We start from the raw sequence: 15227 nt of genomic DNA, 5'->3' as shown, positions 1-15227 counted from the left end.
CGCGCTTTATCTATGCATAAGTGTCAGACCCCTGGCCTAGAGTGGAAGCTAGTCAGAGCGCGGGCGAGTTGCCTGCGCAGAAAAGTTCTAAGGAGTTCTCGTGAGCGAAGCTACGGATCTGTTGAAATGCTCTTTCTGTGGGAAGAGCCAGAAGCAGGTTCGCCGTCTCATCGCGGGCCCAGGGGTTTACATCTGCAATGACTGCATCGAGGTATGCAACGAGATCATTGAAGAGGAAAGCGTAGAGGTTGAGGAAACCCAAGAGATGGAGTTGCCTCGCCCGCAAGAGATTTACGAGCACCTCGAGAAGTTCGTTGTAGGGCAGGAAGCCGCCAAGCGTGCCTTGTCTGTTGCGGTCTATAACCACTACAAGCGCATTAATGGCAACGGTTCGGCAGGTAGCGAATCGCTCAAGGACTTTGACGAGGTTGAGGTAGCGAAGTCCAACATCATGCTCGTTGGGCCAACCGGTTCAGGTAAAACCTATCTCGCCCAGACCTTAGCGCGTCGCCTCAACGTTCCTTTCGCTGTTGCTGATGCCACGAGCCTGACCGAGGCCGGCTATGTTGGTGAAGACGTTGAGAACATCCTCCTGAAGCTTCTCCAAGCAGCTGACTTCGATGTTGAACGTGCCCAGCACGGCATCATCTACATTGACGAGATCGACAAGATCTCACGTAAGTCTGAGAACCCATCGATCACCCGCGACGTATCGGGTGAGGGCGTTCAGCAGGCTCTGCTGAAGATCCTGGAAGGCACGGTAGCTTCCGTCCCGCCCCAGGGTGGACGGAAACATCCGCACCAGGACTTCTTGCAGATCGATACGACCAACGTTCTGTTCATCGTGGCTGGCGCGTTCGCGGGTCTCGACGACATCATCGCCGCCCGAGCTGGCCGCAAGGGGATCGGCTTTGGCGCTCCGCTGACTACGCTGAAGGCTGACGAGGTTTCCTATGCCGACGTTCAGCCAGAAGACCTCCTCAAGTTCGGTTTGATTCCAGAGTTCATTGGTCGCCTCCCCGTGATCACCGCGGTAGAGAACCTTGACCGTGATGCGTTGATCTCGATCCTCACCGAACCTAAGAACGCTTTGATCAAGCAGTACCAGAAGATGTTCATGTTCGACGGCGTGCGCCTGACCTTCGAGGAGGGTGCGCTCGGTGCGATCGCCGATATGGCTTTGGAACGCGGAACGGGTGCCCGTGGCCTGCGTTCGATCCTCGAAGAATCGCTTGGCTCGATCATGTTCGATGTTCCGGGCCGTAGCGATGTCGCCGAAGTCATCGTGACTGAAGACGTCATCACTGACGGTAAAGAACCTCAGTTGGTTCTGCATCCGGGCATCGAAGAACGCAAGTCTGCATAGACGCAGTATTGCCCTCTCAGGAGAGGACTGCTGAGTAACGCGAGTCTTCCAAAAATGAAGGTTCCTGTCACGCGCATAGTCGCGTGACAGGGACCTTCATGTTCGCTATCCGTTAGGTTATGCTTCCTCGGCCTGTTCTAGCTCGACGTCGGAGACAACCAGTTCGGTGCCGCCAACAACAAGCTCGAGCGAATCCGCTGCTGTAGCAGCCGAGAGATCTTCGAGCGCTGCACGCACCCGTTCGATTATGGCATCCGGACCCGTGATCGTTCCGGAAAGAACACGCGTGCGCTGCTTGACCTTCGCATCGGACTTAGCCTTACGCAAACCGATGAGGGCTTGACCAACGCTCGGCAGAATCTCGGCGTCGGCATCTGCAAGGCCAGCGCGGATCTCCTCAGCCTTCGGCCAGGCCGCACGGTGCACAGAACCAGCACGCCACCAGGACCACACTTCCTCGGTAGCGAACGGCTGGAACGGTGCCAGCAGGCGAAGCAACGCATCGAGGGTTGTGGCGAGAGTAGCGCGGACGGACGCGGTCTCAGCCTCCGAACGGCCGCCGTATGCGCGGTCCTTGATGAGCTCAACATAGTCGTCGGTGAAGTCCCAGAAGAAGGACTCCGTGAGATCGAGCGCGCGCGCATACTCATAAGCCTCAAACGCCGCGGTGGCTTTCTCAATCACCTCAGCGAGGCGGACCAAGAGCGAGCGGTCCAACGGGTTCGTGACAACATCAGCGGAGCCGTGCAGGATCTGCGATTCGTCAGCGCCCAAGTTCAAAGCGAACTTCGATGCGTTGAGCAGCTTGATCGCAAGGCGACGGCCGATCTTCATCTGACCGACCTCATACGCGGTGTCCGCACCCAAGCGGGCCGAGGCGGCCCAGTAGCGAACTGCATCGGAGCCGAACTGGTCCAGGATCTCGGTTGGAACAACCACATTGCCCTTGGACTTGGACATCTTCTTGCGGTCCGGGTCCAGGATCCAACCCGACAGTGCCGCGTTCTTCCACGGCGCAACACCTTCGAGCGAGTTGGAGCGGACCACCGTGGAGAACAGCCAGGTACGGATGATGTCGTGGCCCTGCGGGCGCAGATCGAACGGGAAGACGTTACGGAAACGCTTCTCGTCCACACCCCAGTTCCCAACGATCTGCGGGGTCAAGGACGAGGTAGCCCACGTGTCGAGCACGTCAGGATCCCCCATGAACCCGCCCGGCTGATCGCGCTGCTCTGCCGTGTATCCAGCAGGGACGTCTTCGAGCGGATCAACAGGAAGCTGCTGCTCATCCGGGATGATCGGGTTCTCGTAGTCCGGTTCGCCGTCCTGAGTGATCGGGTACCAGATGGGGAACGGCACGCCGAAGAAACGCTGGCGAGAAACAAGCCAGTCACCGTTGAGGCCCTCAACCCAGTTCTCGTACCGGGAACGCATGTGGCCGGGGTGCCATTCGAGTTCACGCCCGCGCTCAATGAGTTCGTCACGGCGCTCGGCATCGCGGCCACCGTTGCGGATGTACCACTGGCGGGAGGTCACGATCTCGAGCGGGCGTTCGCCCTTCTCAAAGAAGTTCACGGCATGCTTGATCTTGGTCGGCTCCGCGAGCAACAGCTCAGCCTCGCGCAACTGGTTCACCACGGACTCTTTAGCGGAGAAGATCGTCTTCCCAGCCATCTGCTCGTAGGCTGCACGCCCGGCATCGGTAGTGATCCACTCTGGGGTTTCGCGCATGAGGCGGCCATCACGGCCCACAATAGAGCGGGTCGGAAGGTTGAGTTCACGCCACCAGGTCACGTCGGTAGCGTCACCGAACGTACAGATCATCGCGATACCAGTACCCTTATCAGGCTTGGCAAGCGGATGCGGATGCACCTCAACCTCAACACCGAATAGCGGCGAAGTAACGGTGGAACCGAATAGGTCTTGATAGCGTTCATCATCCGGGTGAGCCACCAACGCGACGCACGCAGGCAAAAGCTCAGGGCGCGTCGTCATGATTTCGATGCCGCGGCCATCTGCCGCAGTGAAGTTGAAGCGGTGCTGTGCGCCGTCCACCTCGCGGTCCTCAAGCTCCGCCTGGGCTACAGCGGTGCGGAAGGTCACGTCCCACATCGTTGGGGCCTCGGCCATGTAGGCGTTGCCTGCGGCAAGATCACGCAGGAAGGCACGCTGGCTGGTGGCGCGCGAATGTTCATCGATCGTGCGGTAGGTGATGTTCCAGTCGACCGAGAGGCCGAGCCGGGTGAAGAGGTCCTCAAAGACTTTCTCGTCTTCTTCGGACAGCTTCAGGCACAGGTCGATGAAGTTGTGACGCGAGATCGCGTCCCAGTCACGCTGGTTCTTCGCAGGCTGAGCTGGCGGCTGATAGTCAGGGTCATAGGGGACTGCCGGATCGCAACGCACACCGTAATAGTTCTGTACGCGGCGCTCCGTTGGCAGGCCGTTATCGTCCCAGCCCATGGGGTAGAAGACGTTCTTGCCGTTCATGCGCTGGTAGCGGGCCAGTACGTCGGTCTGCGTGTAGGAGAACACGTGTCCTACGTGGAGGGAACCAGAGGCCGTAGGCGGTGGCGTGTCGATCGAGTAGACATCAGCGCGGGTGGTGTCCTCGTTGAAGCTGTAGGTGCCTTCTTCGGCCCAACGCTGATTGAGTTTCTCTTCGAGGCCTTCAAGGCCTGGACGGTCGGGAACATTGATTTCAGTGGGCGTGTCTGTGCCCTGAGGATTCTCAGACATGCGGCCATTCTCCCATGTATGTAGGGGGATTACGGCAAGGGTGTAGTGGGGTTTGCGTCACGACGTACAGTTGATGCCATGGCTTCTGATATTCCCGCATCGAGTATTTCCGCAGCGAGCAGTTCTTCATCCTTGCCCCTTGCCTCGGCTGGTTCCCATTGTGCTGTCGTCACGGGTGCCTCGGCCGGTATTGGTCGCGCGACAGTGGTTGCTTTGCGTCAGGCTGGCTGGGAAGTGATTGCAGTTGCCCGTCGGGCTGAGAAGCTGGAGGCCCTGGCGGCAGAGACCGGATGCCGTGTGGTAGCTGCTGACATCACCTCGGATGTTGAAGTTGACCGTATTGTGGCCGCAGCGGTCGATGCGGGAGCGGACACCCTCATCAACATCGCCGGTGGCGCACGCGGCCAGGAACCGGTAGCTGAAGCTGACCTTGAGCACTGGCAGTGGATGTATAACAACAACGTGATCGGTACGCTCAAGCTCACGAAGGCTTTGCTTTCGCATCTGCGTGCGGTTGATGGCGGCGGTACGGTTCTGAACCTCACCTCGACCGCTGGAATCGTCTCGTACGAAGGCGGGGCTGGCTATAACGCGGCGAAGTCGGCAGAGCGCGCGTTGACCCAGGTTCTGCGGCTTGAGGAGGCAGAGAATAACGTGCGTGTCATCGAGGTTCTGCCTGGGATGGTTGCGACCGAGGAGTTTTCACTGCGGCGTTTCGGCGGCGACCAACAGCGGGCAGACGCCGTATATGAGGGTGTCGAGAATCCACTTACCGCGGAGGATGTGGCTTCGGTTGTTTCCTTCGCGGTCAACGCTCCGCATCACGTGAATATCGACGAGGTTGTTATCCGGCCTGTAGCGCAGGCCGCGCAGCACAAAGTGATTCGCGGCACACTCGGCCAGAAGTAGCTCGCGGCTGTGATGGCTTTTGCCGCCAATTCAGCTAAAATCATTGACAGACAATTGAGGCACTGACCCGGCAATCACCGGTGAGCCTTCCGGAAGAAAACCCACTATCAATATGGTTGGGTGAGTAGAACCGGACGGGACAGCCCGTTACAGCTGAGCACGAGTGGCTGGCGTTTTCTTGACTCCAGCAATCGGGGTGGTACCGCGGATCACCGATGCGTTGCATCGTGTGGCTCGTCCCCTTTCCCACGACGATGACCTGGCCGTACTAGGTCTAAGAGCTGGAAAGGCACCCATGCATAGTCCTCGTGAATCTCACTATCCTCGCGTCACAACCGACCCGTCGGGTGAGACCCCGTCGTCTCCGCATTTCCCGTCAATCGAAGAGCGGATCCTCGAGTTCTGGGACAAGGACGGAACGTTCCAGGCCTCGATCGATCAGCGTGAGGGCGGCGAGAACGAATTCGTCTTCTACGACGGCCCTCCCTTCGCTAACGGCCTGCCTCACTACGGCCACCTTTTGACCGGCTACGTCAAGGACCTCGTTGCCCGGTATCAGACGCAGCGTGGCCGCCGCGTGGAACGTCGCTTCGGTTGGGACACCCATGGTCTGCCGGCTGAGCTGGAGGCGATGAAGCAGCTCGGCATGACGGATAAGAACGAGATCCTCGAGACGGGGATCGACAAGTTCAACGCGGCCTGCCGTGAGTCGGTGCTCAAATACACCGAAGAGTGGCAGACGTATGTGACCCGCCAAGCGCGTTGGGTGGATTTCGAAAACGACTATAAGACGCTGAACCCGTCCTTCATGGAGTCGGTCTTGTGGGCGTTCAAGACGCTGCACGAGAAGGGCCTCACGTATGAGGGTTTCCGCGTCCTTCCGTACTGCTGGCGTGACGAGACCCCGCTGTCCAACCACGAGTTGCGCATGGATGAAGACGTGTACAAGGATCGACAGGATCCGACGGTCACGGTCACGTTCCCCATCACCGCTGAAGGCGATAACCCGCTGGCAGACGAACTGACCGGCGTCGCCGTGCTCGCCTGGACCACGACCCCGTGGACTCTGCCGACTAACCTCTCACTGGTAGTGGGCCCACAGATCGAGTACGCAGTGCTTCCCGCCGGGCCGGAGCAGCCTAAGACCAACACGGTCGCCGCGGGCGCTCGCTACCTGCTGGCGAAGGATCTGATCGCGGCTCACGCTAAAGACCTCGGCTACGCGGATGCTGATGCAGCGCACGATGCGGTGGTCGCCACATACTCCGGCGAGCAGCTGGCGGGATTGCGGTATGAGCCGCTGTGGCAGGTTCTGGCTGATAACGAGAAGTTCGATACATCCAATGCCTACCGGATCCTGGTAGATGACTATGTCACGACTACGGACGGTACCGGCGTTGTTCACCAAGCCCCCGCATATGGTGAGGATGACCAGCGGGTGTGTGAAGCCAACGGGATTCCTGTGATCTTGTCGGTGGATGAGGGCGGCCGCTTCTTGCCGTTCTTCAAAGGCACCGAGCTCGAGGAGATCGCAGGCGTCCAGGTTTTCGATGCGAACCCGGCGATCATCGCGAGCCTCAAGGCCAACGCTCGCCTCATGCGGCAAGCGACCTACAACCACTCCTATCCACACTGCTGGCGTTGCCGCACACCGCTGATCTACCGCGCGATCACGTCGTGGTACGTCAAGGTCACCGAGTTCAAGCAGGACATGCTTGATCTGAACCAACAGATTAACTGGATCCCTTCCAACGTCAAGGATGGCCAGTTCGGTAAGTGGCTTGAAAATGCGCGTGACTGGTCGATTTCCCGCAACCGTTTCTGGGGTTCCCCGATCCCGGTCTGGAAGTGCGACTGCGGCGAGTGCGAACACATCGAGGTTTTCGGTTCGCTTGCTGAACTTGAGGAACGCTTCGGTCGTCTGCCACGCAACCATGAGGGCGAAGTCGACCTGCACCGCCCATTCATTGACGAACTCACCGTCGAGTGTGGCGCTGAATGCTGTGGCGATGGCTGCCAAGGCGTGATGCGTCGCGTCGAGGACGTTTTGGATGTGTGGTTCGATTCCGGTTCGATGCCCTACGCTCAAGTGCATTACCCGTTCAGCAACGAAGAGTGGTTCGATACCCACAACCCGGCGGACTTCATTGTTGAATACATCGGCCAGACCCGTGGCTGGTTCTACACGATGCATATCCTTGCGACCGCGCTGTTCGGCCGCCCGGCGTTCACGAACGTGATCTCTCACGGTATCGTGTTGGGCTCGGATGGTCAGAAGATGTCGAAGTCTTTGCAGAACTATCCGGACGTCAACGAGGTTCTGGACCGCGATGGTTCCGACGCGATGCGCTGGTTCTTGATGTCTTCGCCTATCTTGCGTGGCGGTAACTTGATCGTCACCGAGGAAGGCATCCGTGAGGGCGTCCGCCAGGTTCTTCTGCCGTTGTGGAGCACGTGGTATTTCTTCACCCTTTATGCCAACTCCTCGTTAGGTGGCAAGGGATATGAGGCTCAAGAGCGTTACGACGCGAAGGATCCGTTGGATCGGTTCTTGCTCGCTGCTACCGGCGATTTGGTTCGCGATGTTCGCGATTCGATGGATCGCTACGAGGTTGCAGGCGCTACCGAGGCTTTGCGTCGCTTCACTGATTTGCTGACCAACTGGTATGTGCGCCGCTCTCGTCACCGTTTCTTCGAGGAAGACACGGAGGCGATGGATGTTCTGTACACCGTTTTGGAGACGGTGTGCCGTGTTGCTGCTCCACTGTTGCCGCTGGCTACTGAGGAGATGTGGCGTGGCCTGACGGGTGGCCGTTCGGTGCATTTGACGGACTACCCGGATGCGGATAAGTTCCCGCAGGATCCGCAGCTGGTTCAACTCATGAATCTGACGCGTTCGATCACTTCTCAGGGTTCTAGCTTGCGTAAGGCTCACCAGTTGCGTGTTCGTTTGCCGCTGGCCGCGATGGATGTTGTGGTCGATGGCGCGGCACAGTTGCAGGGTACGTTCGCTGACATCATCGCTGATGAGCTGAACCTCAAGGAGGTTCGCCTAGCTGATGCCGCTGAGGTCGACGAGGCCGCCTACGGCATCACCCGCACGCTGGTGGTGAACGCTCGCGCCGCCGGCCCGCGTTTGGGTAAGCAGGTTCAGCAAGCGATCAAAGCGTCGAAGACAGGTGACTGGTCTGTTGCCGAGGACGGCACGGTGACCGCTGGCGGGCTCGAACTGCATGAGGGTGAGTACACACTCACCACGGTTGTCGATGAGGCCTCGGCTGGCGCTCGTGCGGCAGCGGTTCTGCCTTCGGGTGGCTTTGTGGTTCTGGACACTCACGTGACCCCGGAGCTGGAAGCCGAAGGTGTTGCCCGCGACGTGATCCGTGTGATCCAGGCCGCGCGCCGTGATTCCGGTTTGAGCGTGGGCCAACGCGCCAAGGTCGTTGTCCGTGCTGAGCAGGCGGTAGTCGATGCGGTTGAAGCGCATCGTGAACTGGTTGCGGGGGAGACCCTTGCTGTCGAGCTCGCAACTGAAGCCGCGGATGTTGATGCGCCGAGCGCTACGGTCGAGGCGGCGGATGCCGCTGATGGTGCCGGGCAGGAAGGCTGAACGTTTCGTGTCTGAACACAACGCACCGGATCTGAAAGACCCGGAAGGTGTGGCTCGGGTGTACGCGCAGTTGCTTGCGCGTGCCCCGGAGAACAAGATAGAACCCCGCATGAACGCGATGCGGCGGGCCATGGATGTTCTGGGGGATCCGCAGAAGGCGGCCCCGGTCATCCACATCACCGGAACGAACGGGAAGACCTCGACCGCCCGCATGATTGAGTCGCTCCTGCTTGCTCATGACATACGTACGGGCCGTTTCACAAGCCCGCACTTGGTGAGCGTCACCGAGCGGATCGTGATAGACGGGCATCCGGTCGCTGACACCACACTGGTTCGGATATGGGATGAGATCCAGCCCTACCTTGAGATAGTGGACGCCGAACTGCGTGAGCAAGGGGAGAACCCGATCACGTTCTTCGAGGCGGTCACGATCCTCGCCTTCGCTGTCTTCGCTGATGAACCAGTTGAAGTTGTTGTGCTTGAAGTCGGTTTGGGCGGGGCCTGGGACGCCACCAACGTCGCCGATGGTCAGGTTGCCGTGGTCACGCCGATCGACCTTGACCATACGGACCTTCTTGGCGATACCCTCCACGACATCGCTTCTGAGAAGGCAGGCATCATCAAGCAGGACGCGATCCTGGTTTCGTCCGTTCAGGATCCGGAGGCCGCGCAAGTTCTGCTCGATGCCGCCAAAGAGAAGGGCGCACAGTGGCGTTTCGAAGGTGTTGAGTTCGGTACTACCGAACGTCAGCTGGCTGTAGGTGGCCAACTGCTGACCATCCAGGGGCTCGCCGAGCGTTATACCGATATCGCGTTGGCTTTGCACGGTGAGCATCAAGCGCAGAACGCCGCGGTCGCTTTAGCTGCTGTGGAGGCGTTCCTCGGCGGGGGAGATAGACCGCTCAATATCGAGGTTGTGCGTGCAGGTTTCGGTGTTGCCGAGAGCCCCGGACGGCTCGAAACAGTGCGCACGTCCCCGACGTTCATTTTGGATGCTGCGCACAATCCCGCCGGTGTCACTGTGACAGCGAAAGCGCTCAAGGAAGCCTTCGGTTTCTCTCGTCTCGTATTGGTTTTGGGCATTCTGCAAGAGAAGGATGCCTTAGGGATGCTGATTCGTTGGCGTGAAGAGCTCGGTGAGCTGGTGCGTGACGTCGCTATCACGCAGTCGGATTCACCGCGCTCGATCCCGGCTGGGGATCTTGCCGCGTTGGCTGTGGACGCCGGCTTCGATGAAGAGGATATTTTCATCACGGAGTCGGTCCCGGACGCGCTGGATTGGGCTGCCGCGAAGGCAGATGAGGCCGAGGACATGGGCGGCGGAGTTCTAGTGACCGGCTCGATCACACTGATTGGTCAGGCGCGTGCCTTACTGAACCCGACGAAGGAGGTATAGGTGGCCCAGAAACGCTATACGAAGAAGCAGCTTGCTTGGCGGCCGGGTCAGCGCAAGCAGCAGCGGTCGATCGCTGTCATGTTTGGTTCCTCAACCTTGACGCTTGAAGCCCTCGTAGTGGTTTTCGCAGGCCTCGCACTTTTCGGTAAGCACGGCCTGATGGAAGGCGGCGGACTGCCGTATCTGCTCACGTGTGTAGTGATCGGTGTGGTGATGATCCTCACATGCGCTTTCTTGCGTTACCCGTGGGGTATCGCACTGGGGTGGAGCTTGCAAGTCGTGATGATCGCGCTCGGGATCTTGGAGCCGATGATGTACTTTGTTGGAGGGCTTTTCGGATGTATCTGGGCCTACGGGATTATCAAAGGCAAACAGATGGACCGGGAGAACGTCCAGCGGGCCCGGGAGCAAGCCGAATGGGAAGCTCAGCACGGAGAGGCCTAGCTACCAAGAGGGCGCTCGGTCTCGAAGGTGACGCTTAGGTCTGCCAGGTAGCCTCATATACGCTGAAGAGCAGAAGTTCCTCAAACATCTTCGAAAGTTCTAAGGACTCATTTTCATGGAATCCACTCTTGTATTGGTTAAGCCAGACGGCGTTGAACGTGGCTTGACGGGCCAGATTATGGCTCGCATCGAAGCTAAGGGCTACGTCATCACTAAGGCCAAGCTCGAGACCCCGTCCCGTGAGCTGCTCGCGAAGCACTACGAAGAGCACGAGGGTAAGCCGTTTTATGAGCCGTTGCTCGAGTTCATGTCTTCGGGCCCGGTTTTCGCGATGCAGGTTGAAGGCAACCGTGTCATCGAAGGCTTCCGTTCGCTTGCTGGCGCGACCGACCCTACCGAGGCAGCTCCAGGCACGATCCGCGGCGACCTCGGCCGCGACTGGGGCGAACGAGTCCAGAAGAACCTCGTACACGGTTCCGATTCGACCGCCTCTGCAGAACGCGAGCTGGGTCTGTGGTTCGCTGACGCCTAAGCCGCCACCGGTTTCCAGGAACGCCTTGACATAGCGATGGCGTGGTCACCTACTAAAGGTGACCACGCCATCGTCATGTATGGAGGCCTACACGGTTATGAATTCAGGTCTGCGCGGTTATGCACTCAGGTGACTGTGCGGTTAGGCACTGAGGTGTCTGTGCGCGGGCTAGCCGAAGAGCTGCTTCGAGAAGACCACCATGATGGACCCAGCACAGGCAACCAGGACAATGAACGAGGTCAGCCAGGCGCCGTGTTGGGCCCACCCGCGCAACACCTTCGGTGCAGGAAGATCATTGGTGAGGATATTCCTCGCCACATGGACCGGCAACAGAAGACCCATGAAGAACCAGCACACCATGCAGTAGAGGCACAGCGAACCGATCTCGTAGACCGCCTGGGTGTAGAGCCACACCAAAAAACCGGTAGCGGCGGCAGTCCCCAGCAAGTGGGCGTTCATGAACCAGCGCGGCAAACGCGTACCTGTGGCCAACACAACCCCGACCACGATCAAGACAGTGAAGCCGACCAGGCCAATAAAAGGATTCGGCGGCCCGAAAACGGATGCCTGCGCGGACTTCATGACCGTGCTACACGAGAACGCGCCACCCACATCGCAGGCAGCAATGTGATTCGGGTTGATGTAGAGCTGGATCCGCTCAAGCGTGAGCTCCACAGCACCATAAAGCGAACCAACACCGCACACGAGCACAACCCACCCGAACCCGCGGGTGCTTGCCCACCACGGAAGCTCGTGGACACGCCCGGAACGATCAGCCGCCAGATTCTCACCGGAACCCTGATGATTTGTTGAAGCTAACGAGTTCATTGAAGCGAATTCCTTATCAGCATCTAGTGGTAGCGAGAACAATCTATGGTGATGTGAGACAATCAGTGTCAGAGCCTTCCGGATCCACAGGCCGGGGCGCTCTACTCACCGATTGTGTGTTTCCTTTTCGATAATACGTGTTTTGGTGGGTTTCCCTGGGCGGAGGGACACCGCACTCAGATCCTTCGATCTTAAGCGGGCGTTCTGAACGCGGCTATGTGCTTGCTGCTGCACGCGCGCCGTAGCCTCGCTGCCAGGAAACCCGCATGAATATCGCATGAGCATCTCATGAGTTACCGGGGCGCGAGATCGCCCTCACCGCCGCATAATGACGCGGCTGGAATCATCCTCAAGGATGATCGAAGCGGATGAGACCGTGCGCTATTGAAGCCCGAATGGGCGCGAGGGAACACCGAAACGGTGGGTGCTTCGGTGTGAGAGGCCGAGCCGGACAATGACTTCCGGATCAAGGCGTTGCGTACACGCACTCTACGGCTTAGATCTGATGACGAGTACGAGGCCCCTGGCTGTGGCAGGAGGCCCGCTGGGAGTAGCCACCTATGGCGAAGAATAAAGAAGCAGAGACACAAGAATCTGCTGAACATACAGCCTCTGCTGAGAACGCGACATCGGCAGAAAACACCGCGACGGCTGAACAGGCAGCTAACGTCACGTACGATCCGTTCGCTATTCCAGACGTGCCGCTCGGTGACCTGCTGAGCACAGATGACCTTGTGAACGCAGAGAACGAATCCGCGCCCAAAGGTTCCCGTAACCATGACAATCATGAGCCGGAGCAGACAACGACCTCGCGTCGTCGCCGTCGCCGCCGCAGGGGAACTGAGGACATGGAGATCGAAGGCGGAAGCCACGACGACCCGCCAGGCACAGTCACGCGCGTGAGGGCTCCGCGTTCCTCCGTGGATAAAGCACCCGACAAGGTCACGGCCGTGCGCGGCTCAACCCGGCTGGAAGCTAAGCGTCAACGCCGCCGAGAATCACGCGATATAGGCCGCCGCCGTCACGGCATCTCAGAAGCCGAGTTCCTCGCACGCCGTGAATCTATGGACCGCAAGATGGTCGTGCGTGAAGACGAGGACCGGATCCAGATCGGTGTGCTCGAAGACGACATCCTGGTTGAGCACTTCGTCTCCCACACAACCCAAGACTCTCTGATTGGCAACGTCTACCTTGGACGTGTGCAAAACGTGTTGCCTTCCATGGAAGCGGCCTTCGTCGATATTGGTCGCGGACGCAACGCTGTGCTTTATGCAGGCGAAGTCAATTGGGATGCTGCCCAGCTGGATGGCCAGGCAAAGCGAATCGAGAACGCACTCAAATCCGGCGACTCCGTCCTGGTTCAGGTCACTAAGGATCCGGTAGGGCACAAGGGTGCACGCCTGACGAGCCAGATTTCCCTGCCTGGCCGCTACCTGGTTTATGTTCCGGGCGGATCGATGACCGGGATTTCACGCAAACTCCCTGAAGTCGAGCGCACGCGTCTGAAGAAGATCCTGCGCGAGCACACCCCGGACGAGGCCGGCGTCATCGTTCGCACGGCTGCCGAAGGCGCCTCCGAGCAAGAACTCATGAACGACATCAACCGGCTGCGCGTTCAATGGGAAGCGATCGAAAAGGCCGCCAACTCGACGAAGACCCGCGCACCAGAACTGCTGTATGCGGAACCTGATCTGACCATCAAGACCGTTCGCGACGTGTTCAACGAGGACTTCTCTGAGCTCGTGGTTCAAGGCGAACACGTGTGGGACACGATCGAGGCATACGTCACCTACGTTGCTCCTGACCTGCTGGATCGTCTTTCCAAGTGGGAAGGCGAAGAAGACGTCTTCGACGCCAAACGCATCAACGAGACCCTAGCTAAAGCACTGGACCGGAAGGTCAACTTGCCATCGGGTGGCTCCTTGGTGATCGACCGCACCGAAGCCATGACGGTCATCGACGTCAACACTGGCAAGTTCACGGGAACCGGCGGCAACCTTGAAGAGACCGTCACCAAGAACAACCTTGAAGCCGCCGAAGAGGTAGTCCGCCAGCTTCGCTTGCGCGACATCGGCGGCATCATCGTGATCGACTTCATCGACATGGTCCTAGAAGCTAACCGCGACCTCGTGTTGCGTCGCCTTGTCGAATGCCTCGCCCGGGACCGCACCAAACACCAAGTCTCCGAGGTTACGAGCCTCGGCTTGGTTCAGATGACGCGCAAGCGCGTCGGAACCGGCCTGGTTGAAGTGTTCTCGACCTCGTGTGAGGCCTGCTCGGGCCGCGGCATCCTGATTCACGACGAGCCACTCATCGGTGGCGGACGCCAACAGCACGTGCACCGCCCGAATGACCGCCCGACACGTTCGGAACGCCGTAAGGCCCGCCAAGCAGAGCGTGAAGCCCAGCGTCAACAGCACGAAGATAAGGGGCACGAAAATTCGGGCAACGGCAACAGCGAAGAGTCTGCTGAGCAGGAGCGTGAACGCGAGAAACGTGCTGCCGCCACGCGCGAAGCTTTGACCAAAATTGCGGCGGCATCCCAACACGGTGACGACGCTGGAGGCGAGACGGCGCTCAAGGAATCCGACGGTGCTGAAGCAACCCAGTCGGTGACTGAAACAGACCACGCGGAGCAGAAACACAATCCCGATGCGAACGATCGAGACGGGAAACGTGCCTCAGAGACCTCGAGCGAGGGGCGCAGCCGCCGGCGCCGCCGCGGACGCCGTGGCCGTGGAGGACGCGGACGCCAGCGTAGCGAGCAACACGAGCGCACCGAAAATAGCGAGCACGCCGAGCACAACGTGCGCAGCGAAAACAACGGGTGCAGCAGCGAGAAATCGGAAGCTCAAGCTAAGCCGGCGTCGAAGTCGGTGAAACGCTCTGAAGCTGCTGAACAGAAAGCGGCAGCGACTACTCAGCTTGCCCAGAAGGCTTCGGGTAGCGATACAGACTCGACGCAAGCGCGCGCTGGCGGCCGGCGTCGTCGACGTGCTGCCGGTTCGGCACAAGGCTCTAGCACCACCTCAGCTGTCGAAGCGCGTGTGAACTCCGGTGCCCGTGTGAGCTCGAGTGATACCGCGAACAACACGCCAAAGCAAAAGGAGACAGAAGTCACGATGCTGGGTGTCGGTGTTTCCGCGGATCAGATTAAGCGCGGCTAATACACGGGACACATCCGTCTTGCTAAGAGCGGCTAGCAAACAAACAAGAGCAATTGCGCCACGCACGCAAGCGCCTATTTGCTTGTAACGCCGTCTAAACGTAAGATGGACTGTCGGTGCGTGTGCCCGGGTCAGGTCTTTATAGTGACCTCGAGTCGAGATCCGTTTGTGATTCAAGGATCGTGTTAGAGGCTCAAGGGTTGTTCTGGTCGGGTAGTGCACGTTTCGAACGTTCATGT

Annotated in this window: 9 protein-coding genes; 7 read left to right on the top strand and 2 right to left on the bottom strand. The window is 59.2% G+C overall.

Going from position 1 to position 15227, the window contains the following annotated elements:
* The first annotated feature begins 100 nt into the window (after window positions 1-100).
* The gene (gene clpX, locus J2S67_RS04340; protein WP_035755080.1) at window positions 101-1366 is read left to right on the top strand and encodes an ATP-dependent Clp protease ATP-binding subunit ClpX; all 1266 of its coding nucleotides are present in this window, start codon (window positions 101-103) and stop codon (window positions 1364-1366) included.
* Between the two features lie 117 nt (window positions 1367-1483).
* Here clpX and valS read toward each other — a convergent pair whose 3' ends face one another.
* Window positions 1484-4102, bottom strand: coding sequence for a valine--tRNA ligase (valS, locus tag J2S67_RS04335; protein WP_070492293.1), 2619 nt, complete (start codon window positions 4100-4102; stop codon window positions 1484-1486).
* Window positions 4103-4180: 78 nt separating this feature from the next.
* Here valS and J2S67_RS04330 point away from each other — a divergent pair, with 78 nt between their 5' ends.
* The 5 genes from J2S67_RS04330 to ndk all read left to right on the top strand — a co-directional run bounded on the left by J2S67_RS04330 (window position 4181) and on the right by ndk (window position 10993).
* On the top strand, window positions 4181-5011 hold the full coding sequence (locus J2S67_RS04330; RefSeq protein ID WP_239446157.1) for an SDR family oxidoreductase: 831 nt from the start codon (window positions 4181-4183) through the stop codon (window positions 5009-5011).
* A gap of 295 nt (window positions 5012-5306) precedes the next feature.
* On the top strand, window positions 5307-8621 hold the full coding sequence (gene ileS, locus J2S67_RS04325; RefSeq protein ID WP_310246644.1) for an isoleucine--tRNA ligase: 3315 nt from the start codon (window positions 5307-5309) through the stop codon (window positions 8619-8621).
* Window positions 8622-8652: 31 nt separating this feature from the next.
* The gene (locus J2S67_RS04320; RefSeq protein WP_407682072.1) at window positions 8653-10017 is read left to right on the top strand and encodes a bifunctional folylpolyglutamate synthase/dihydrofolate synthase; all 1365 of its coding nucleotides are present in this window, start codon (window positions 8653-8655) and stop codon (window positions 10015-10017) included.
* Window positions 10018-10461 carry a DUF4233 domain-containing protein gene (locus J2S67_RS04315; RefSeq protein ID WP_035755086.1) on the top strand — a complete coding sequence of 148 codons (444 nt, stop codon included), beginning with the start codon at window positions 10018-10020 and terminating at the stop codon, window positions 10459-10461. It begins immediately after the preceding gene.
* Window positions 10462-10576: 115 nt separating this feature from the next.
* Window positions 10577-10993 carry a nucleoside-diphosphate kinase gene (ndk, locus tag J2S67_RS04310; protein ID WP_035755088.1) on the top strand — a complete coding sequence of 139 codons (417 nt, stop codon included), beginning with the start codon at window positions 10577-10579 and terminating at the stop codon, window positions 10991-10993.
* A gap of 168 nt (window positions 10994-11161) precedes the next feature.
* On the opposite strand, the gene J2S67_RS04305 is transcribed toward ndk, so the two are convergent.
* Window positions 11162-11821, bottom strand: coding sequence for a vitamin K epoxide reductase family protein (locus J2S67_RS04305; protein WP_052048301.1), 660 nt, complete (start codon window positions 11819-11821; stop codon window positions 11162-11164).
* 560 nt (window positions 11822-12381) lie between these two features.
* Here J2S67_RS04305 and J2S67_RS04300 point away from each other — a divergent pair.
* Window positions 12382-14988, top strand: a complete 2607-nt coding sequence (locus J2S67_RS04300; protein ID WP_310246636.1) for an Rne/Rng family ribonuclease — start codon at window positions 12382-12384, stop codon at window positions 14986-14988.
* Window positions 14989-15227 lie beyond the last annotated feature (239 nt).

Origin of the sequence: Pseudoglutamicibacter albus, from assembly GCF_031458175.1 — a bacterium.
GTDB classification, from domain to species: domain Bacteria; phylum Actinomycetota; class Actinomycetes; order Actinomycetales; family Micrococcaceae; genus Pseudoglutamicibacter; species Pseudoglutamicibacter albus.
Note: the sequence above shows the minus strand (reverse complement) of the source record. Positions and strands in the feature narration are given on the sequence as shown.

What these genes read in the sequence shown, in the direction of transcription:
- valS (WP_070492293.1), bottom strand. Translation starts at nt 4,102, where the DNA reads ATGTCTGAGAATCCTCAGGGCACAGACACGCCCACTGAAATCAATGTT.
- J2S67_RS04330 (WP_239446157.1), top strand. Translation starts at nt 4,181, where the DNA reads ATGGCTTCTGATATTCCCGCATCGAGTATTTCCGCAGCGAGCAGTTCT.
- ileS (WP_310246644.1), top strand. Translation starts at nt 5,307, where the DNA reads ATGCATAGTCCTCGTGAATCTCACTATCCTCGCGTCACAACCGACCCG.
- ndk (WP_035755088.1), top strand. Translation starts at nt 10,577, where the DNA reads ATGGAATCCACTCTTGTATTGGTTAAGCCAGACGGCGTTGAACGTGGC.
- J2S67_RS04305 (WP_052048301.1), bottom strand. Translation starts at nt 11,821, where the DNA reads ATGAACTCGTTAGCTTCAACAAATCATCAGGGTTCCGGTGAGAATCTG.
- J2S67_RS04300 (WP_310246636.1), top strand. Translation starts at nt 12,382, where the DNA reads ATGGCGAAGAATAAAGAAGCAGAGACACAAGAATCTGCTGAACATACA.